Raw genomic sequence first — 20,017 nt, 5'->3', positions numbered from 1 at the left:
TGGCGCGTTATCCGCCCTACCGGTCAGCCCGACCCTGCCAGAGCTGATGGCTCAAGCGAACTTCCACCCCGCCGTCGCCAGCCGGGTGTCCAGCGCGGCGAGGTCGGCTTCCACCCGCGCGGCCGGTTCCGGCATGTAGGCCAGTGGGTCGGGCAGCGTGGACGGCTGGCCGAGGAAGCCTTCGGTCGCGGCATGCAGGCAGTAGGCGCTGTAGGCCGGGTTGTAGCCGCCCTCCTGCACCACCAGCAGGCGTCCCTGGCAGAGTTCGTCGGCCAGCGCGCGGGCGCGGCGAGCCAGGCGGTTGAAGCCCTGCATGGTCACCAGTTGGCGGCCGTTGGGGTCGAACTGCGAGGCATCCAGGCCATTGGCGATGATCAGCAGGTCTGGCTTGAACGCGCGCAGCGCTGGCTCGACGAAGCGGCTGAAGACCATCTCGTAGAGCTGGTCGCCCGAGCCCATGGGCAGCGGCAGGTTGAGGTTGCTGCCCAGCCCAGCGCCGTAGCCGCGCTCATCCGCCGCTCCCGACTGCGGGTGGCTCGGGCCCCAGGCGCCGTGGTCCATGTGCAGCGACACGGTAAATACCGACGGATCGTCGTAGAAGCCTTCCTGGGTGCCGTTGCCGTGGTGCACGTCCCAGTCGACGATGGCGACCCGTTCAAGCCCCGCCGCCTGGGCGGCACGCGCGGCAACCCCGACGTTGTTGAAGAAGCAGTAGCCGTCGGCCATGGCCGGCGCGGCGTGGTGACCCGGCGGGCGCACCAGCGCCATGGCCGGGTTGCCGGTGGCCAGCACGCTTTCCAGCGCCAGCAGGCTGGTGCCGGCGGCGGCCAGCAGGCCGGCGAGGCTGCCGGCGGACATCAGCGTGGTGCTGCTGAAGCGCTTGCCCTGGGCGTCCGCCTCGAAGATACCGCGCAGGTAATCGGCATCGTGGAAGCGCAGCAGTTCTTCTTCACTGGCATGGCGACCTGCGTGCCAGCGCAGCGAGTCGGCGACCGGGCCGCGCTGGAGGATGGCGCGCATGTTGAGCAGCCGGGGATTGCTCTCCGGGTGCAGCAGCTGCTCGGCCAGCAGGTCGCTGGGCGGCGCCTCGAATACGCCGGCGGCGGTGTCGTGGCGCAGCACGTCGTCGTGCCAGAAAATATCCATCGTGTGACTCATCAGAAACCCTCGGATTCCATCACTGCGCGCGCAGGCGCAGACACGCAACACGGATTCGCCCCCGGCATTACGCGGACCGGGGGCGAACCTCCATCAGTCGATAATGGTCAGCTCAGGCGGCAGTTCCGACAGGCTCGCCGAGCCCTTCTCGCCACACAGCACGGTGTCGCCGAGCTTGATCCCGAAGCCTTCGTTGTACAAGGACAGGTTGGGCTCGATGGAGAACGACATGTTCGGCTGGAACACATGGTCGTCCGCCTCGTCGACCATCATCGCTTCCAGCCAGGTCGGCGGGTAGGCCAGGCCGAGGCTGTAGCCAATGCGGTGCACGCGGGTGCGCGACAGGTCGATGCGGTCGAGAATCTGGTTGCACACGCGGTTGGCTTCGCCCACCGGAGTGCCCGGCTTGGCGATGTCGATGGCGGCGTTGAAGGCCTCGGTGAGCAGGGTCGCCACTTCCTTCACCCGCGGGCTGGGTTTGCCGATCACCGCGGTGCGCATGAGGATGGCATGGTAGCGGTTGCACACGCCGGCGTGTTCGAGGATCACCACGTCGCCATGGCTGATGGTCTGGCGGTGTGGCATGGCGTGGGTCATGGTGCTGCGGCGGCCGGTGGCGCACATCGGGCTGATCGCCGAGTACTCGCTGCCGGCGCGGCCCAGGGCGTTGGCGACGATGCCGGCCACTTCCACTTCGGAGATACCCGGACGCAGTGCCTCGAAGGCGGCCAGCATGCCCTGGTCGGCCATGCGTGCGGCGCTGCGCTGGTATTCGATTTCCTCGGCGGTCTTGATCAGGCGGTTCTCGGCGACCAGGGGGCCGGCGTCCTCGAAGCGCGCTTCGGGCATGTAGCCCAGCAGCGCGTTGTACTGCGCCGGGGAGAAGGTCGAGGCGGTCATTTCCAGGCCGATGCGCGCCTGGGACAGGCCGGCCTGGGCGAGCACGTCGGCGACGATCTTCAGCGGGTCCTGCTTGGCGATGTCATAGAAGATCGCCTCGTTGATGCACGACAGTTCCCAGGTGCAGGGCTCCTCGCTGGTACGGGTGAGGAACACCGGCTCCGCCAGCTTCGGCGAGATGATCAGCGCCTGGTACCAGAGGAAGCCCAGGCTGTCGAAGCCGGTCAGGTAGTTGATGTTGTCCGGGTAGTTGACCACCAGGGCATCCAGGCCACGATCGGCCATGCGGCGTTTGACGGCTTCGACGCGTTGACGGTAGGTGCGCGCGGGGAAAGCGGTAAGCATGGGGATTCCCTCCTCAGGGACAAGGTGCAAGCGACAGGCAGATTGGCTGGTCGCCAGCGTGGCGACCGGATGTAAATCAGGGTGGATCAGGAAGGCGGTCGATGCCGTTCGAGGTACATGCGCAGCAGCATCACCGCCAGGGTCAGGACGATCATCAGGGTGGACACGGCGGCAATCGCCGGGTCGAGGTTGTAGCGCAGGCCGTCCCAGATGCGCTTGGGCAGCGTCACCACGTTCAGGCCGCTGGTGAACAGGGTCACCACCACTTCTTCCCAGCTCATCACGAAGCCCATGAAGAAGCCGCCGAGGATGCCGCCACGGACGTTGGGCAGCAGCACGTGCCAGAGCGTTGGCCAGAGCCCGGCGCCCAGCGAGCGCGAGGCCTTGTACAGGCTCTGGTCGAGCCGCGCGTAGGCCACCAGCATGGCGATCACCGAATACGGCAGCGCCATCAGCAGGTGGCCGAAGCCGACGCCCAGCAGGTTGTCGAGAATGCCCAGGCGCGCGTCGAGGTAGTAGATCGACATGGCCGAGACCACCTGCGGGACGATCATCGGCAGCAACACGATCAGCGTCAGCACGGTGCGAAAGCGCCGCTGCAGCCAGATGCCGGTGGCGAACAGGAAGGCCAGCGCCGTGGACAGCGCGCCGACTACCAGCGCCAGACCGAGGCTCTGCAGGATCGACACCAGCCAGGCACCATCGAACAGCGTCGCGTAGTGGCGCAGCGACCAGCCGCCGTCCGGGAAGGCCAGGTAGCGCTGGTTGCCGAACGACAGCGGCACGATCACCAGGATCGGCAGCAGCAGGAATAGCGCGGACAGCACCAGCGCGGTCCAGGACAGCCAGCGCCCCAGCGGCGGGCGCGGCAGTTGCGGCTTGCCCGGCTTGGGCATGGCGGAGACGAAGGTTCCCTGCGGGGTCACAGCTCATTCCTCCCGAGCAGGCGGCGGAAGCCGATGAGTTGTCCGAACAGCAGCGCGCAACCCACCACCAGCAGCATCAGCACGATGCTCAGCGCTGCGCCCAGGCCCCAGTTGGAGAGCTGGAACATCTGCACGTAGATGTACTCGGCGAGCATCGCGGCCTTGCCGCCGCCCAGCAGCGCCGGGGTGACGAAGCAGCCGAGGCTGAACACGAAGACGATGGCGGACGCGGCGACCACGCCCGGCAAGGTCAGCGGGATGAAGATGTCCTTGAGCGTCTGCCAGTGGCTCGCACCCAGGCTGCTGGAAGCGCGCAGCAGGCTGTCGTCCACCTGCTTCAGCGAAGACAGCAGCGGCAGCACCGCGTAAGGCACCATGAAGTGCACCATGCCGATCAGCGCGCCCAGTTCGTTGCGCACCAGCGGCGGCGGCGCGTCGAACCAGCCGGTGGCCATCAGGCCCTGGCTGACCAGCCCACCGTTGCGCAGCAGCACCAGCCAGGCGAAGGCGCGGATCAGCATCGACAGCCAGAACGGCAGCAGCACGAACAGCTCGATCAGCTGCCGGCCGCGCGGCGTCGCGAAACGCCAGCGGTAGGCGATCAGGTAGGCGATGGCGACGCTGATCGCGGTGGTCAGCAGGCAGATGCGCAGGGTGCGCCAGATCACCGCCTGCAGGTTGGCGTTGTCGGCGATGGCCGCGTAGTTCTGCGTGCCCCACTCCGGCAGGCTGAAGCTCCAGCCGAGCACGCCGAGGGTCGGCAACAGGTAGCCGACCACGACGAGCACAGGCAGGGGCAGGATCAGCAGGCCGTAGACCGGCAGCACGCCCGGTGCGAAACGTCGCATCTCAGCCACCGATCAGCGCGAGGTAGCGCTCCAGGGTTTCGCCGTAGTGTTCGGCGTGCCACTTGTTGTTCAGCGACACCTGCTTCTTCAGGTTGTCCGGTGCGGTGGGGTTGATCGCCTGCAGCTGGGCGCTGAGCAGGTCGTTGGCCGCAAGGTTCACCGGGCCCATGTTGTAGACCTCCATGAGCTTGGCCTGGACTTCAGGACGAAGGGCATAGGCGATGAAGTCCATGGCCGCCTTGGCGCCGGCCGGGTTACCCTTGGGCACCATCCACACCGAAGGCGAGACGATGCCGCCGTCGAAGCTCCAGTCGATCTTGCCGGCGGTGTCGTTCTTCACCAGTTCGGCGCGGGTGTGCCACATCTGCGCCATGCTCACCTCGCCATCGCGGATCAGCTGCTGCGACTCGGCGCCGGTGGACCAGTGGGTGGCGATGTGCGGCAGCAGCTCCTCGATCTTGCGCAGCGCGCGGTCCACGTCCAGCGGGTAGAGCTGTTCCGGCGGAACGCCGTCGGCCAGCAGCGCGCACTCGAGGTTGGCGCTCATCCACTTGTAGAGGGTGCGCTTGCCCGGGTACTTCTTCACGTCCCAGAAGTCGGCCCAGGACTTGGGCGGGTTCTTGCCGAACTGCTCGTGGTCGTAGCCGATCACGTAGCTGTAGGTGTAGTTGGCGAGGCCGAAGTCATGTACGTCGCCGTAGCCGATCAGCGATTTGTCGACGATGCCGAAGTCGATGGGGGTGAGGAACTTGTCCTTGCCCAGCCGGTAGGACGAATACATCTCGCCGTCGCACACGTCCCAGCGCACCGCGCCGCTGCTTACCTGGGTCTTCAGCGCGCCCTCGGTGGGGCCACTGCCGTCGACTTTCAGGGTCAGCCCGGAAGCCTGGTCGAAGCCGCCGAAGCTCTTCTCGAAGGCCGGCACCGCATCGCCGCCCCAGTTGGCCAGCACCAGGTTGCCGCCGGCTGCGAAGGCCCGGCCGCCGGCGCCGAACGGCAGCGCACTGGCGGCGGCGAGCAGCAGCAGGCTGCGGTTGAAATCGCGGCGGCTGATGCCGGCGCGCTCGCCCTTCTGGGCGGCGATCTCGATGGCGTCTTCGATGAAGCCTCGGCCTGCTTTTATAGAGTCGCTCATGTGATTGCTCCCCGATCATTTGTTTTCGTTATGGGTTAGTCAGGCGGACAACAGGTGGCAGTGCTGCGGCGACCAGCTGCACCAGTAGCGCTGGCCGCTGCGCAGGCTGCCCAGCAGCGGGTGCGACACCGGCAGGCGCAGGTCGAGGCGATCGCCCTGCTCCAGGGTCAGTTCGAGATTGACGTGGGCACCCTGGTAGGTCGCGGGGCCTGCGGTGGCGCAGAGGCCGTTGTCGCGGCCGGCGTCCTGCAGCGGGCGCAGGTCGATGTGTTCCGGGCGCACCGCCAGCCAGCTCTTGCCGCCCTGGCCGGCATTGGGCGTATTGGCCACGCGCAGGTGCTGGCCACGGAAATCGCAGAGCGTGGCTTCGGCCTCGCGCCGCACCACGCCGACCTCCAGCAGGTTGGTGTCGCCGAGGAAGTTGGCGACGAAGCGGCTGGCCGGGCGTTCGTAGACCTCGCGCGGGGTGCCGATCTGTTCCAGGCGGCCCTTGTTGAACACGGCGATACGGTCGGAAAGCGCCAGGGCTTCTTCCTGGTCGTGGGTGACGAAGACGAAGGTGGTGCCGAAGTCCTTGTGCATGCGCGCCAGCTCGCCTTGCATCTCCTGGCGCAGGCGGCGGTCGAGGGCAGACAGCGGCTCGTCGAGCAGCAGCAATTTCGGCTTGAACACCAGCGCGCGGGCCAGCGCCACGCGCTGTTGCTGGCCGCCGGACAGTTGGCTGATGCCGCGCTCGCCCATGCCGGCCAGGCCGACGCGTTCCAGCACCTCGGCGACCCGGCGCTCGATCTCCGCGCCCGGCACCTTGCGGATGCGCAGCGGGTAAGCGACGTTCTGCGCAACGCTCATGTGCGGGAACAGCGCGTAGCCCTGGAACACCACGCCGAACTCGCGCTGGTCGGGGGACAGATGGGTGATGTCGCGGCCGTCCTGCTCGATGCGCCCTTCGCTGGGCTCGACGAAGCCGGCGAGCATCATCAGCGTGGTGCTTTTACCGGAGCCGGATGGGCCCAGAAGCGTGAGGAATTCGCCCTGGCGGATGCTCAGGCTGAGGTCGCTCAGGACCTGCAGGTTGCCGTAGCGCTTGCCCAGGCCGAGCAAGTCGACGAAATGCTGCATGGCGGATCTCCAGCCGTTTTTTCTTGTTGATCGGTGTTGGCTTGGGCTCATCTTCTGTGCAAATTTAACTAACGACAATTCAATAGATTTCCACCTGAATCGTTAGTCAAATTCACGAAAGAAGGTCCTTCATGCGTCAGAACAGTGCGTTTCGCATGCCCTCGCTCATCGCCCTGCGCGCTTTCGAGGCGCTGGTTCGCCAGGGCAGCATCAGCCGCGCGGCGCTGGAGCTGCACGTCACCCACGGAGCGGTCAGCCACCAGGTGAAGAAGCTCGAGGAAGAACTGGGCATGGCGCTGGTGGAGCGCCAGGGCAAGGGCGTCAAGCTGACCCCGGCCGGGCGCCAGCTGAGCCAGCAGATCAGCAGTGCCTTCGACCAGCTGCGCGACATCCGCCGCGCGCTGCCCACCGAGGAGCCCGCCGGCGAACTGCGCATCGCCTGCGCCCCGGCGCTATTGGCACGGGTGTCATCGCTGCTGGAGAAATTCCTGCGCAACTACCAGGAAGTCGCCCTGCACCTGCTGCCAATGAGCAGCGACCTGGGCCAGGTAGACATGGTGATTTCCTTCGGCGAGACGCACATCGAAGGCCAGCGCTTCGCCGCGCTGGGCGATATCCGCTACTTTCCGGTGTGCAGCCCGCGCCTGCTCAACACCCAGGAACACCTGCGCAAACCCCGCGACCTGGCGCGCCAGGTGCTGCTGCACGAGGACGACGGCTTCGACTGGAGCCGCTACTTTCTTGCCGCCGGCGTGCCCGGCCTGCAGGCACGGCAGAACGTCTTCCTGCCCGACGCCTACCTGACCATCCGCGCCGCCCTGGCCGGCGGCGGCGTGACCATCAGCGACCACATCCTCGCCGGCGAGGAGCTGCATCAGGGACGGTTGGTGCGCCTGTTCGACATCGACTTCCCGGCGCCCCACCCCTACTTCCTGATCATCCCGCCCCACGGCAACCAGGCCCTGGCGCGGGAGTTCGCCGACTGGCTGCTGCATGAGCTGGAGGCGATTCCGGCGTTTGATTGATGGGGTGTTGCCTTTCACAGAAGCGACAGGAGGAACACCTCGTAGGATGGCGTGGAGCGCAGCGATACCCATCGATTCCGTACGGCGACAGCATGGGTATCGCTGCGCTCCACCCATCCTACGTTCGAGGTTTGCCTGTTGCCTCTTTAGGACCGTAGGGCGGATAACGCGCCAGCGTTATCCGCCGTCGTGGGAGCGGCGGATAACCCGTTCCGGGTTATGCGCCCTACGGGGGAACCTGAGCGCGACGGTGAGCGCGCCCAAGGCTGGCTCAGAGCTTCTTCCCACCCAGCAGGAAATGCGACAACGCCGGAATCAGGATCAGCGCCCCGAGCATGTTCCACAGGAACATGAAGGTCAGCAGAATCCCCATGTCGGCCTGGAACTTGATCGGCGACCAGGCCCAGGTGATGACGCCCGCCGCCAGGGTCACGCCGACCAGCGCGACGACCTTGCCGGTGAAAGCCACGGCCTGTTTGTAAGCCACCGACAGCGGCAACCCGGCGCGCTGCATCTGTAGCTGCACACTGAGCAGGTACAACGCGTAGTCCACCCCGATCCCCACGCCCAGCGCGATCACCGGCAGCGTGGCGACCTTCACGCCAATGCCCATCATCACCATCAGCGCCTCGCAGAGGATCGAGGTGAGCACCAGCGGCAGCAGCGCCACCAGGGTTGCGCGCCAGCTGCGGAAGGTGATCAGGCAGAATATGCCCACCGCCGCGTAGACGTAGAACAGCATGCGGTGGTTGGCCTCGCGCACCACGCGGTTGGTCGCCGCTTCGATCCCGGCGCTGCCGGCGGCCAGCAGGAACTGGCGGTCCGGCGTGCTGTTGGCGCGGGCGAAGTTCTCGGCGATGCCGGCCACTTCGTCGAGGGTCTGCGCCTTGTGGTCCTTGAGGAAGGCGATCACCGGCATCAGCGAGCATTCGGTGTTGAACAGCTCCGGCGTGTTCACCGAAGCCTGCTGGGCGGCGTAGTTGAGCACGTCCTGGTTGCGCTGCAGGCTGGCGAACTTGGGGTTGCCCTCGTAGGTGCCGGCGGTGATCTGCCGTACCGCGGTGACCAGCGAAGTGGTCGCCTGCACGCCTTCATGCTGTTGCAGCGCCCAGCCCAGGCGATCGGCGAGGATCAGCGTGCGGTAGTTCAGGCAGCCTTCCGGCGCGGTCTTCACCATCACCGCGAAGAGGTCGCTGGAGAGTGCGTAGTGGCTGGTGATGTAGGCGTTGTCACGGTTGTAGCGCGAGTCGGCGCGCAGCTCCGGAGCACCGGCGTCGAGGTCGCCGATCTGCAGGTGCTGGCTGACCAGCAGACCGCCGGCACCCAGCAGCGCGGCGATGATCAGGGTGACACTGGCCCAGCGGCGCTCGGTGAAGCGGTCCAGCAGGTCCCACAGCTTGCCCAGGCCAGCATGCTGGTCCACCTGGCGATCCTCGCGCAGGGCACGCGCGGCGGCCTTCGGGCTGACGCCGACGTAGGACAGCGCCACCGGCATCATCAGCAGCGAGGTGAAGATCAGCACCGCCACGCCGATGCTGGCGGCGATGGCCAGGTCCTGGATCACCGGGATGTCGATCAGCATCAGCACGGCGAAACCCACGGCGTCCGACAGCAGCGCGGTGACGCCGGCCAGGAACAGGCGGCGGAAGGTGTTGCGCGCGGCCACCTGCTTGTGGGTGCCACGGCCGATGTCCTGCATGATGCCGTTCATCTTCTGGGTGGCGTGGGACACGCCGATGGCGAAGATCAGGAACGGCACGAGGATCGAATACGGGTCCAGCGCGTAGCCCAGCCAGGCCACCAGCCCGAGCTGCCAGACCACCGCCAGCAGCGAGCAGCCGATCACCAGCAGACTGCTGCGCAGGCAGCGGGTGTAGAAGAAGATGATGACGAAGGCGGTGACCACCGCCAGGCCGAAGAACAACATCACCCGCACCAGGCCGTCGATCAGGTCACCCACCAGCTTGGCGAAGCCGATCACGTGCAGGCGCACCGGACCTTTACCCTCCTCTCCAGCAGCGAAGGCGCGGGCGTCGCCCAGGTATTCGTACTTCAGCCGCAGGTCGTCGAGGGCGCGGGAGAACTCGCGGTAGTCGATGCCCTTGCCGGTGGCCGAGTCGCGGTCCAGCAGCGGCACCACCAGCATGCTCGAGCGGAAGTCGTTGCCCACCAGGCTGCCGACGATGCCGGCGCGGGCGATGTTCTGGCGCAGCTGGCCGATGGACTCGGGCTTGCCGTCGTAGCCGTCGGGCATCACCGGGCCGCCCTGGAAGCCTTCCTCGGTGACCTCGGTCCAGCGCACCGCCGGGGACCACAGCGACTTCATCCAGGCGCGGTCGACGCCGTGGCTGAGGAACAGCTGGTCGCTGATCTGCCGCAGGCTGTCGATGTAGGCCGGGTCGAAGATGTCGCCGTTGGGGTTCTCCACCACCACCCGCACGGAGTTGCCCAGGCCGCGCAATGCGGCGCGGTTGTCCAGGTAATTGCGGATATAGGGATCGCTGTGCGGGATCATCTTCTCGAAGGCCGGACGCATCTCCAGGCGGGTCACGGCCATGTAGCCCAGCACCAGGGTGACCAGCGCGATCAGGGCGATGAACAGCGCGCGGTGGTTGAACACCAGGCGCTCCAGCAGGTTGCCGCTGTGGGTGTCAAAGTCCCGCAGTTCGCGGACTACAGGCATCTCGCCTTGCTTCAGGTCGACCATGAGGCTGTCTCTCTATCTCTTGTTCTTATGGTTCTTGAACGGGTGAAACACCGGTGCGCTCAGCGCACCGGCATCGCGTTCTCGCGTACGCCACGAGCGCCGACCAGCAGCAGGCGTCCGGGACCGGCCACTGCGCCGCTGACAGGCAGGCGCTCGGCCAGGTCCAGGGCTTTGAAGCTGGCGCCGCTGTCATCGCTGACCAGGCCCTGGCCGGCCTGGCTGAACAGGTACAGCCGGCCGTTGGCGTCGAAGCTGGCGGCGGTCAGGCTGACCGGCAGGCCCGTGTCCACGGTGTTCCAGCTTTCGCCGCCGTCGAGGCTGCGGATCGCGTGGCCGCGCAGGCCGTAGGCGAACACCAGGCCCGGCCGCGCGACCACACCGAAGAAGCTGCCGGCGTAGGGCGACTGCAGGGCGACGAAGCGCTGCTGTTGGCCCTCCTGTTGCGGGGAAAGGCGCAACAGCAGGCCCTGCTCGCCGACGACGAACAGGTCATCGCCGCTGGCCGCCATGGCGGTCAGGTGCAGTGCCTGCGGGTTGTCGATGCGGTGGTTCCAGGGCTCCCAGGTGCGCCCGCCGTCACTGGTGTGCAGGATCAGGTTGAAGGCGCCGACCACGAAGCCTTCCTTCGCGTCGCGGAACCACAGGTCGAGGAACGGCTTGTCGGCGCCCTCCTCCTGGTACCGGCGCGCCTGGTCCAGCCAGGTGGCGTTGTCCGGCTGCGGGTGGGCGGCGTAGTAGTCGAGCATCAGCTGGCCGATCTGCCGGCCGTCGAGCTGGCGCTCCCAGTGCTTGCCGCCGTCGGCGCTGTGCAGCACCACGCCGTCGTGGCCCACCGCCCAACCGTCCTGCGGCGTGGGGAAGCGCACGGCGGTGAGGTCGGAGCTGACCGGCACCTCGGCCTGCAGCCAGCTGGTGCCGCCGTCATCGGAATAGAGAATGTGGCCGCGCTGGCCGACGCTCACCAGGCGCTTGTCGACGCGGGTGACGGCCAGCAGCGGCACATGGCAGGGAACGGCGCTGTGGGGCGCCGGCTGGTCGAGTACATCGACGAACTCTGCGACCGTTGCGCCGGCTTGAGCGCCGCCCGCCAGAAGCAAGGCGCCCAGGAGCATCAGGCGCTTGAAGGGGATCTGCATGGTGCTTTCCTCACAACTCTCTTCGCATCTTTTCCGGCAGCTTTCGCTGCAGGAGCCGCGGCGACCCCGCTTGGCATCAAGCCGGGCCGCCGCGCCCTTCATCAGCGAATGCCGCTACCGGCCAGCGCCTCGGGGGACCACTGGGTCTTGGCCAGCGGGTCGATGTAGCTGATGCCGCCGTACGGGCCGACGACGCCGTTGATGTTGTAGGAGCCGGCAGTCAGGTCGTAGATCATGAACGGCGTGGCGTCCGGGATGCGCTTGTCGTAGCTCTGGCTGAGGAAGGCGAAGGAGCCGCGATAGAGTTGGCCACGGGCGTCGTACTGGTCAGAGGCCACGGCCACCCAGCTGTCTTCATCGAGGTAGAAGCGACGCTTGGCGTAGATGTGCCGCGCGCCGGACTTCAGGGTGCCTTCGACGACCCACACGCGGTGCTTCTCCCAGCGCACATAGTCCGGCGACAGGTGGTTGGGCGTGACCACCGGCTTGATGTCGCTGGCGTAGGTCAGGCGGTAGGTGTTGTAGGGCACGATCATTTCCTGCTTGCCCACCAGCTTCCAGTCATAGCGGTCCAGCGCACCGTTGAAGACGAACACGTCGTCGTAGGTGCCGGCGCCGGCCATGCCGGGGTTCGGGGTGTCGTAGGCCAGGTTCGGTGCCAGCTTCACGCGGCGCTGGCCGGGCAGGTACTGCCAGGCGCGACGCGGCTGCTGCAGCGGGTTGGCGGCGTCCTTGAGCATCATCGCCTCACCGGCGCGGCGGGCCGGGCCGCTGTAGTACAGCTTCATCTGGTAGTAGACCTCGGAGCCCTTCACCGGCTGGGTGAGGTCTTCGTACACCGGGTAGTTGATGAAGGCCTGGCCGGTGGTGGCGAGGTTGGCGCTGCCCGAGGCATCGACGTTCCAGGAGTCGTACTTGGCCTTGATGTTCACGCCCTGGTAGCGCAGCAGGAAGTTCCACATCGCCTCGGCGCCGGTCTTCGGAATCGGGAACGGCACGCCCGGCAGGGCGTTGTCGATGGCGGTGCCGCCTTCCAGGGACTGCGCGGTGACGGCGTTCTTCTTGCTGTTCTCCAGCACGGTGTCCGGCAGCGCGGCGCTGCGGTGGGTCGGGTAGACGTCGACGCGGAAGGTCGGATAACGCTTGGCCAGCTCGACGGTGGTGGCCGACAGCTGGTTCTTGTACTGGTCGACGTTCTTGCCGTCGATCACCAGCACCGGCTTGTCGCTGGCGAACGGGTCCGGACGCATGCTGTCGCCGGCCTTGAAGCTGGCCGGGGCGGTGGTCAGGCCGCCGGCATAGGCGGGAATCGCGCCATCGCTGCTGGCGGCTTTCTCGGCGCCGACCAGGGTCAGGGTGCTGCCCAGCTGGGCGGCGTCCTGCGGGGAAACGGCGGCCTGGGCCAGACCGCAGAGGGTCAGGCCGAGGGCGGTGGCGATCAGGGTGGGCTTGAAGTTCATGCTGTTTTTCTCCTGCCTCGAAGTCGAGGCCTTACGTGAAATCAGAAGGTGGCCTTCAGGGAAGCGGTAACCATGCCGCGGTCCTTCAGCAGGGGCGCGAGGCCGCCTTGCGAGGTGATCTGGCCGGGGATGCACTGGTACTGGCCGTTGGCGCCGGGGGTGTTGTTGTCGCGGCCGCTCTCGCAGGTATCGAAGGGGCCGAAGGCGTCGACGTATTTCAGGTCCAGACGGTATTTCTGGTGGAAGTCCGCGGCCACGCCGACCGAGTAGCTGCCAGCGTCTTCGTTGCCGCCCAGCTGCACCGCCGAGTTGCCGTGCAGGCCGACGTTGTAGGCCATGGGCATGGACAGATCGACGCCCGGGAAGGCCTGGTACCAGGTCGGGGTGAAGTTGGCGGACATGGCGTAGGCGTTGGTGGTGACCTTGTCGACACCGCGGTAGCTGGAGTCGCCCTTGAAGGTCTGCTCGCCTTCGGTGACGTCGATCAGGTGCGTCAGGGTGCCTTCCACGGCCAGCGACGAGGCGTCCCACAGCGGGGTGGCGCCGAAGGTCACCAGGCCGTTGAGCACGACGTGGAAGGTCTTGCCGCGGGCCAGGCCGGTGTCGCCATCGCTGGGCATCTCGCCGATCAGGTTGGCGCCGTTGACAGCGCCGCGCTTGGAGGCTGCATAGAGCGTGGAGTTGACCGTGGTGAAGTTGCTCGCCAGCGGCATGTTCTCGCGGTAGTTCAGGTCCATGCCGACGCTCACGCCGCCGATTTCCTTGGACAGGCTGATGCCATAGATGTCGATGTCGTCGGCGTAGGCGGTGACGTAGTTCATCCCCTGCAGGCCGGCCAGGCCGGGCTTGTGCAGGTTCGGCGCATTCACCAGTACCGCCGGCAGGGTGTCGGAGGTATTGCGGTAGTAGAAGCCCAGGGTGCCGTCGAGCCATTCCGGGCTCCACTTGGCCATCAGGCCGAAGTCGCCGGTGTTGTCCGGCTCGCGGTCATGGCCGCGCGGGGCGCCGTAGAAGGCGTTGAGCGCGGGCAGCGGCAGCCAGAAGACGTTGCCGCCGTCGTTGAGCATGTCGTAGGGGCCCATGTAGGTGCCACCTTCGGGGAAGCGCGAGTTCTCGAACTCGAGGAAATACTGCGCGGCCAGGGTCAGCTCGGGGTTGACCGTCAGCGAGGCGGACAGCTGGTTGCGCGGCATGAACAGCTCTTTGGCCTCGGTGCCGGGCACGTTGTACAGCTTGCCCAGGTCCAGGGCCGACTGGCCGTAGTTGATGCCGTTGGCGGCGCTGAACAGGGTCTCGCCCCAGTAGATGGTGTGGCGACCGAGCTTGCCGCTGAGCTGCATGTCGTCGCCGACCTGGTGGCTGGCGAAGACGAAGGCATCGAGCAGTTCACCGGACGGGCCGTTGTAGTAGCGGTCGGCGAAGTTGCTCAGGCCGTGGGTGGCCGGCTGCGCGCCACGCGGGGCGATCACCGTGCCGTTGCGGCTGACCAGGTGGCCGGCGTTGCCCTTCTGACCGGGGAACGGGTTGTCGGAGCCGACATCATCGTAGGCGTGGTCGTACCAGCCGGCGGCGGACAGGCGGAAGCCCATGCTGTCGCGGTAGACGAAGTCCAGTTCGCTGAGCAGGTCGAAACGCTGGGTCACCGGGGTGCCGGAGGAGAAGTTGCGGTCGCCGTCGTTGGTGTTGGCGGTGCCGGCGATCTTGCTGTTGGGCGACTCGACGCGCTGCCCGTAGCTGAGCTTGACGGTGTTGTCGAAGCGGATCGAAAAGTCCGGGTTGCCGGTGTCCAGCTCGAAGGCCAGCAGCGGTTGGCCGGCCATGGCAGCGAGGACTGCGGTCGCCAGCAGGCAGCGTTGCAGGGGGTTGCTCTGATGATGCATTCGTGTGCTCCGTTTCTTGTTGTGGTCGGGACGCTTTCCGGGCCCGTCCCGCAGCCCCTTTGGCCGTGCGCCAGGGCGCACGGGGGCCTGCCCCGGCGCGAGCGCCGGAACTGGGGGTTGCTTGGTTCAGTGAATGGCCTGGGTGAATCAGCTATCCAGCATCTGGATCAGCGTCTCGGCCTCTGGCCAGTCGCCGAATCCCGAAGCGGGGTTGAGGTGGCCGACCCGGCCCAGCTCCACCACGCTGGCGCGCCAGTGGCGGGCCATGCACTGGACTGCCTCGGGGCTCGCCAGCGGGTCGTTGTCGCTGCAGGCCACCAGTGTGGGGAACGGCAGCGGCTCCAGCGGTAGCGGCGACCAGCCCATCTCGGCCAGGACCGCAGGCTTGGGGTAGTGCGCCGGCCAGTCACCGTCGAGATCCGGCGGAGTAGCCAGCAGCGCGCCCTTGATCGGCCGGCTGTAGCGTGCCGCCCAGTGAGCGACCATCAGTACACCCGCACTGTGGGCAACCAGGATCACCTCGCCGTCGATGCTTTCCAGCTCACGCTGGATGGCTTCGATGCGGGCATTCAGGTCCAGCTTGTTCTCGGTCAGCGGCGGTACGCTGCGCACATTGGGCAGGCGCTGCTCAAGCAGGGTCTGCCAGTGCTCGGCGACGTGGTCGCGCAAGCCGGGGACCATGAGGACGGTGGTGGAAGTCTTGTTGTTGCTCACCGGTTCACCTTTGGGTGATTTCGAACTTGTTGGACAGACAGTAGAGGTGCACCGGTGAAGGTGCTTTGCATTGAGCGTCAGGCACTTCGCATTTGATGACAGGCCCCGGCCAGCCTGCTGTCCCGCCGACTCCACGCGTGGCGGGCCTACCGGGACGTACGGTGCATTCCAGAGCGCCGCAGGCACTGGCCGAAGTGAGAACTTTCGTACACGATTGGTAACAGCTGTCGCTAGAATCTGACGTCATCGACCCAGCCAGCGTGCACTCTGGCCACAGGGCGTCCACGGACCCCTTCGGCACGGAGCAACCACAAGAACAAGAAGGCGATCGGCATGACCCCAATGGTTCGCATTGCGGCCCTCACCAACTACCTGGAAGTGGCCCGCCACCTGGGCCTCAACCCGCATCAGCAGCTGAGCGCGGTGGGCCTGTCCCAGTCCATGCTCGAGCACCCGGAGCAGCGCATCCCCGTTGCCACGGCGGTGACCCTGCTGGAGGAATCGGCGCGCATCAGCGGCTGCGAGACCTTCGGCCTGCGCATGGCCGAATCGCGGCAGCTCGCCGACTTCGGCGTGATCAGCCTGCTGCTGTCGCACCAGGCGACGCTGCGCGAGGCCATCGACACCATCATTCGCTACCGCCATCTGCTCAACGAATCCCTGGCCCTGTACATCGACCAGGAAGGCAAGCTGGCGATCCTGCGCGAAGAGCTCCTCACCGTGCCGCCGATGCCCATGCGCCAGGGCCTGGAACTGGCCCTGGGCACCCTCTACCGCCTCTGCGCCGCCCTCCTCGGCCCGCACTGGCGGCCGATCAGCGTGAACTTCAGCCACGACGCCCCGGCGGACATGCAGGTGCATCGCCGGGTGTTCGGCTGCAAGATCGAGTTCGGCAGCGAGTTCAACGGCATCGTCATCCCCGCCGCCGACCTGGACGCCGCCAACCCCATGGCCGACCCGGCCATGGCGCGGCATGCACGCAGCTTCGTCGACTCCCTGCCCGGCGCCACCGACGGCAGCACCCTGAACGAGGTGCGCAAGTCCATCTACCTGCTGCTGCCCATGGGCCGCGCGACCATCGAACAGATCGCCCAGTCGCTGGGGCTGAACGTGCGCACGCTGCAACGCCGGCTGGAAGACAACGGCGTGACCTTCTCCGACCTGATCAACGAGGTCAGGCGCGAGCTGGTGCTGCGCTACATGGAAAACCCGCGCTATTCACTGGGGCGCATCGCCGACCTGCTGGGGTATTCGATGCCCAGCTCCTTCACCCGTTGGTTCGCGGTGCAGTTCGGCGTCTCGCCGGCGGCGTGGCGCAAGGAGCATCTGGGGCGGGAGGGAGACTAGAGATATCCCCGGGAGGGATGTTTGCGGGGCATTCGGCACGCCCTTGTGTGGAGGTGCCCCCTTCGAGCCTGACAACGCGAGGTAGGTGGAACGCTGTCGGGCTCGAAGGGATGCTCTTTGCCGGCACAGCACCAGGGACCACTCCCTGGCACTGTTCACCGGGCCAGGCTTACTCGCTGGTGTGCAGCCCCTGGATGACCAGCTCTACCCGGCGGTTAGGTTCGTTGCAGGCAATGCGCGACTTCAGCGAGCCACTGTTGCACTGCACCACCGGCTCGCTGCTGCCACGACCGGAGGCCTGTACCAGCTCGGAGCGAATGCCCTGCTCCAGCAGCACCCGACGCACCGTCTCGGCACGTTGCAGCGACAGACGCTGGTTCGCCAGGGCCTTGCCGATCGGGTCCGCGTGACCCACCACTTCGATGCTCTGAATGGCATCGCCCTGCCCCTGGATCTGCTGCACAACCTGACGCAACTGGGCGTGGCCTTCCGGCGTCAGGTCGTTGTAGCCACTCTTGCCGAACTTGAACAGCACGTCGCTGCGCAGGCCCACAGTGGTCTTGGTCTGCGTCTGGCACGGCACCACCGAGGCGGCACGGCTGATCACGTGGATCTGCCGACGCATGCCCTGCAGGCTCTGCTCGGCGTCCTTGCCGGTGTGCACGATCGGCGTGCTCTGGTTGGCGCCAACCGGCGCTTCCAGGACGTAGGTCTGGCCGCCGTCGAGCTTGGCGTAGCTCTGCGGGTTGCGCTTGCCGGTGTACTGCGGCGCATCGCCAATGTACGACTCCACCGAGTGCTCGCCCGCGGGGGTGCAGAACACGGTGTAGCCACCGGGCATCAGCGCGCTCTGCAGTTGGCCGTCGATGTAGACGTGGGCGGCCTGCTTGCCGCCGTCGTTGCCACGGAACATCACGATTTGCGCCTGTTGCGCGATGACATGTTCCTCGCGGGTATAGGTTTCGCCATAGATGGACTTCGTCGCCGCAACGGCGCCCTGGCTCACAGCCAGGCCCAGCACGGCCAGGCAGACGGCCTGACGCAGCGGGCGGATAAGGGAAATTGCCATGTTCGTATCTCCAGTACCCCGCCGCCTGGCGGCAGGGTACGTTCTAGAAAAGGGTGAGGAGTGCCGGTGCGCGGCGGATGCCGCGCACCGGCCAGCGCTTAGACCAGGTTGACCTTCACCGCCTGCTGGACCAGAAGTTCGGCGTCCAGGCTGGAGTGCTGGTAGACCTCGTAGGAGGTGCCACCAACCATCACGGCGCCCTTGTCGGTCCAGCTGCCACCCGTCGCACCGTCCTTACCCTGCAGTTGAGCCAGGTTGACGGTATCGCTGGCGTCGCCCTGCACCAGCATCTGCACGCTGTGCTTGTCGGTGCTGTGGAACAGGTCGGCCTGGCCGTTTTCCAGCACGTCCTTGAGCGACAGCGTCAGGGTGTTGTGGCCTGCGCCACCGAGGTCGATGACCTCCATCCCGGTCAGCTTGCCCTGAGAAGTGGCCAGCGTCAGGTCGAGCACCTGGTCGTGCCCGGTCAGTTTCAGCACGTCGACACCGTCACCGCCGTGGATGCCTTTGTTGGCGTCACTGGCCAGGTACTGGTCGGCGACGTACTTCAGGGTAACCACGCTGCCATCGTTAGCGCCGTAGTAAGTGTCGGTCATACCAGAAATGACATGCATAGCATTCGGCATACTCAGCCCCAGCGCCTGCATCGCTTGTGCCGTGTAGACGCTGCTATCCTGACCTTCCGGTGTGACGGTCGACTGCTGTGCCGCCGGGTCCGCCAGCGAGGTATCCAGCGCCTCGCTGCTCACAGGGTTCGTCGAACTCAGCAGCATGGCGTGGCTGGCGACACCTTCCGCGCCCCAGACCAAGTGGTCAAGGGCGATACCAGCAAGGTCGACCGTGTCGATTTCCAAGTAGGCGACGATCTTGCCATCTGGTGCAGTGAACTTGTTAGTCTTCCAGCCGAGACCTCCCGCAATAGCAACAGTACCCAACAGCGAACCCTGACTGTCGTAGTATTTGATATGCGACGTACCGGCTCCATCCACTCCTCCGGAGGCGATGGAGACGAAAGGACTGCCTCCGTCAGGAAGCGTCATCCTGACAGTACCCTGCCACAGAATAAACTCCTTACCTGTTACGCCCTGCGCCACACTACCGCCGTACTCCACAGCGGCACCGGCAACGGAAGTGTTGCCCGTCCAACTGACGGTTACACCAGATTTCAGCGTTACACCGTTCTGGTAGGTGGAGTACTCCTCGAAGTCCTCGAAACCGATGGAACCCAACTGCACCGTGAAGGCGAAGCTATCGGACGGGACACTGACGTTACCCACCAGGTCAGTAGCCTGAACCGTGAGGCTGTGCGCACCGATTGCCAACTCCGTTGTTGGCTCGAAGGTCCACTTGCCGTCCGGACCTGTCGTGGCACTGCCGATTGCCAGCCCCTTGTCATAGATGGTGACTACGCTGTTGGCTTCGGCGGTACCGCTGATAGTCGGCTTGGTATCGTCGGTGATATCGCCCGGACTCAAATTGCCGGTCTTGCTGCCGACGTCGTCGAACACCGAGGTAATGACGGGCTTGTCCGTGTGGTAGTCGGTGATGATATCGAACACATCGGACTTGGCGCTGGTGTTGCCGGCCGCATCGGTCGCATCGACGGTGAACTTGTGTTCGCCTTCGCTGAGGTCGGTACTTGGAGTGAAGGTCCACTTGCCATCACCAGTCGCTGTGGCTGTACCGATTTTCACACCATTGTCATAGATAACCACGGTGGAACCGGCGTCGGCCCCGCCTGACAAAGCTGGAGTCTTGTCGTCGGTTACACCACCTTGCGGTATCGGTCCCTGGATACTGCCATAGTCGTCGTAGACTTGATCGATGGTCGGGTTGGATGGCGCCGTGATGTCCACTGTGTATCCATGATCGGCCACGATGAGGCCGACGTTGCCGGCGACATCATGAGCCACCAGGGTGGCGTGGATGTTGGTTTCCGCTGCGAGGTCCGCACCGGCTACCTTCACGCTCCAGCTGCCGTCTGCCGCTACCTTGGCGCTGTAGTCGGTGCCGTTGAGCTTGAAGCTCACCACGTCACCGGCCTGGAACTCGCCGACAACCTTGCCGCTGATGGTCTGCTGGGCCTTCGACTCCTCGAGGTTGACGATGTCGTCGCCGGCCACGGTGTCGATGGTCAGGGTCGCTACCGGTGCGGTCAGGTCCACGGTGTACGCATGGCTGGCCTTCACGTCGGCACTGTTGCCAGCGGCATCGTGAGCCACCAGGGTGGCATCGATGCTGCTGCCCT

Annotated in this window: 15 protein-coding genes; 2 read left to right on the top strand and 13 right to left on the bottom strand. The window is 66.1% G+C overall.

From position 1 onward, the window contains the following. Positions 1 to 51: 51 nt before the first annotated feature. From IB255_RS26415 to IB255_RS26390, 6 genes are all read right to left on the bottom strand, one after another. Entirely contained in the window at positions 52 to 1,146 is a 1,095-nt protein-coding gene (locus tag IB255_RS26415) for a hypothetical protein (protein WP_192211074.1), read from the bottom strand. Between the two features lie 105 nt (positions 1,147 to 1,251). Further along, on the bottom strand, positions 1,252 to 2,403 hold the full coding sequence (locus IB255_RS26410) for a M24 family metallopeptidase (protein ID WP_081516858.1): 1,152 nt from the start codon (positions 2,401 to 2,403) through the stop codon (positions 1,252 to 1,254). Between the two features lie 86 nt (positions 2,404 to 2,489). Further along, positions 2,490 to 3,329: an ABC transporter permease gene (locus IB255_RS26405; protein ID WP_218035510.1), complete on the bottom strand. Its 840-nt coding sequence runs from the start codon at positions 3,327 to 3,329 to the stop codon at positions 2,490 to 2,492. Next, complete coding sequence (locus tag IB255_RS26400; protein ID WP_151186771.1) at positions 3,326 to 4,177, bottom strand: ABC transporter permease; 852 nt, start codon at positions 4,175 to 4,177, stop codon at positions 3,326 to 3,328. The genes IB255_RS26405 and IB255_RS26400 overlap by 4 nt, the downstream gene beginning before the upstream one ends. A gap of 1 nt (position 4,178) precedes the next feature. Further along, positions 4,179 to 5,312 (bottom strand): ABC transporter substrate-binding protein, encoded by a 1,134-nt coding sequence (locus IB255_RS26395; protein ID WP_167523173.1) that lies wholly within the window; start codon positions 5,310 to 5,312, stop codon positions 4,179 to 4,181. Between the two features lie 39 nt (positions 5,313 to 5,351). Next, on the bottom strand, positions 5,352 to 6,431 hold the full coding sequence (locus IB255_RS26390; RefSeq protein ID WP_151186770.1) for an ABC transporter ATP-binding protein: 1,080 nt from the start codon (positions 6,429 to 6,431) through the stop codon (positions 5,352 to 5,354). Between the two features lie 131 nt (positions 6,432 to 6,562). Here IB255_RS26390 and IB255_RS26385 point away from each other — a divergent pair, with 131 nt between their 5' ends. Further along, positions 6,563 to 7,456 (top strand): LysR substrate-binding domain-containing protein, encoded by an 894-nt coding sequence (locus IB255_RS26385; protein ID WP_081516854.1) that lies wholly within the window; start codon positions 6,563 to 6,565, stop codon positions 7,454 to 7,456. Positions 7,457 to 7,727: 271 nt separating this feature from the next. On the opposite strand, the gene IB255_RS26380 is transcribed toward IB255_RS26385, so the two are convergent. The 5 genes from IB255_RS26380 to IB255_RS26360 form a co-directional block, all read right to left on the bottom strand. Further along, the gene (locus tag IB255_RS26380; RefSeq protein WP_081516853.1) at positions 7,728 to 10,163 is read right to left on the bottom strand and encodes an efflux RND transporter permease subunit; all 2,436 of its coding nucleotides are present in this window, start codon (positions 10,161 to 10,163) and stop codon (positions 7,728 to 7,730) included. A gap of 59 nt (positions 10,164 to 10,222) precedes the next feature. Then, positions 10,223 to 11,299, bottom strand: coding sequence for a WD40/YVTN/BNR-like repeat-containing protein (locus tag IB255_RS26375; RefSeq protein ID WP_192211073.1), 1,077 nt, complete (start codon positions 11,297 to 11,299; stop codon positions 10,223 to 10,225). A 101-nt stretch (positions 11,300 to 11,400) separates the two neighbouring features. Next, positions 11,401 to 12,759, bottom strand: coding sequence for a DUF1329 domain-containing protein (locus IB255_RS26370; RefSeq protein ID WP_151186768.1), 1,359 nt, complete (start codon positions 12,757 to 12,759; stop codon positions 11,401 to 11,403). Between the two features lie 41 nt (positions 12,760 to 12,800). Beyond that, entirely contained in the window at positions 12,801 to 14,639 is a 1,839-nt protein-coding gene (locus IB255_RS26365) for a DUF1302 domain-containing protein (protein WP_151186767.1), read from the bottom strand. Positions 14,640 to 14,786: 147 nt separating this feature from the next. Continuing rightward, on the bottom strand, positions 14,787 to 15,320 hold the full coding sequence (locus IB255_RS26360; protein WP_225595056.1) for an alpha/beta hydrolase: 534 nt from the start codon (positions 15,318 to 15,320) through the stop codon (positions 14,787 to 14,789). Between the two features lie 375 nt (positions 15,321 to 15,695). Here IB255_RS26360 and IB255_RS26355 point away from each other — a divergent pair, with 375 nt between their 5' ends. Continuing rightward, on the top strand, positions 15,696 to 16,700 hold the full coding sequence (locus tag IB255_RS26355) for an AraC family transcriptional regulator (RefSeq protein ID WP_192211127.1): 1,005 nt from the start codon (positions 15,696 to 15,698) through the stop codon (positions 16,698 to 16,700). Positions 16,701 to 16,869: 169 nt separating this feature from the next. Here the strand turns inward: IB255_RS26355 and IB255_RS26350 are convergent, their stop codons facing one another. Then, positions 16,870 to 17,769 carry an OmpA family protein gene (locus tag IB255_RS26350; RefSeq protein ID WP_192211071.1) on the bottom strand — a complete coding sequence of 300 codons (900 nt, stop codon included), beginning with the start codon at positions 17,767 to 17,769 and terminating at the stop codon, positions 16,870 to 16,872. 98 nt (positions 17,770 to 17,867) lie between these two features. Further along, positions 17,868 to 20,017, bottom strand: a 2,150-nt coding sequence (locus tag IB255_RS26345; RefSeq protein WP_192211070.1) for an Ig-like domain-containing protein, incomplete at its 5' end; no start/stop codon positions are given.

Source organism: Pseudomonas sp. PDM22, assembly GCF_014851965.1.
Taxonomy (GTDB): Bacteria; Pseudomonadota; Gammaproteobacteria; order Pseudomonadales; family Pseudomonadaceae; genus Pseudomonas.
The sequence above is the reverse complement of the archived record's forward strand: the minus strand, read 5'-3'. Positions and strand labels throughout refer to the sequence as shown.

Bases quoted from the DNA above. Each gene is read 5' to 3' on its own strand.
- IB255_RS26415 (WP_192211074.1), bottom strand. From the start codon at position 1,146: ATGGATATTTTCTGGCACGACGACGTGCTGCGCCACGACACCGCCGCC.
- IB255_RS26410 (WP_081516858.1), bottom strand. From the start codon at position 2,403: ATGCTTACCGCTTTCCCCGCGCGCACCTACCGTCAACGCGTCGAAGCC.
- IB255_RS26400 (WP_151186771.1), bottom strand. From the start codon at position 4,177: ATGCGACGTTTCGCACCGGGCGTGCTGCCGGTCTACGGCCTGCTGATC.
- IB255_RS26395 (WP_167523173.1), bottom strand. From the start codon at position 5,312: ATGAGCGACTCTATAAAAGCAGGCCGAGGCTTCATCGAAGACGCCATC.
- IB255_RS26390 (WP_151186770.1), bottom strand. From the start codon at position 6,431: ATGCAGCATTTCGTCGACTTGCTCGGCCTGGGCAAGCGCTACGGCAAC.
- IB255_RS26385 (WP_081516854.1), top strand. From the start codon at position 6,563: ATGCGTCAGAACAGTGCGTTTCGCATGCCCTCGCTCATCGCCCTGCGC.
- IB255_RS26380 (WP_081516853.1), bottom strand. From the start codon at position 10,163: ATGGTCGACCTGAAGCAAGGCGAGATGCCTGTAGTCCGCGAACTGCGG.
- IB255_RS26375 (WP_192211073.1), bottom strand. From the start codon at position 11,299: ATGCAGATCCCCTTCAAGCGCCTGATGCTCCTGGGCGCCTTGCTTCTG.
- IB255_RS26370 (WP_151186768.1), bottom strand. From the start codon at position 12,759: ATGAACTTCAAGCCCACCCTGATCGCCACCGCCCTCGGCCTGACCCTC.
- IB255_RS26365 (WP_151186767.1), bottom strand. From the start codon at position 14,639: ATGCATCATCAGAGCAACCCCCTGCAACGCTGCCTGCTGGCGACCGCA.
- IB255_RS26360 (WP_225595056.1), bottom strand. From the start codon at position 15,320: ATGGTCCCCGGCTTGCGCGACCACGTCGCCGAGCACTGGCAGACCCTG.
- IB255_RS26355 (WP_192211127.1), top strand. From the start codon at position 15,696: ATGGTTCGCATTGCGGCCCTCACCAACTACCTGGAAGTGGCCCGCCAC.
- IB255_RS26350 (WP_192211071.1), bottom strand. From the start codon at position 17,769: ATGGCAATTTCCCTTATCCGCCCGCTGCGTCAGGCCGTCTGCCTGGCC.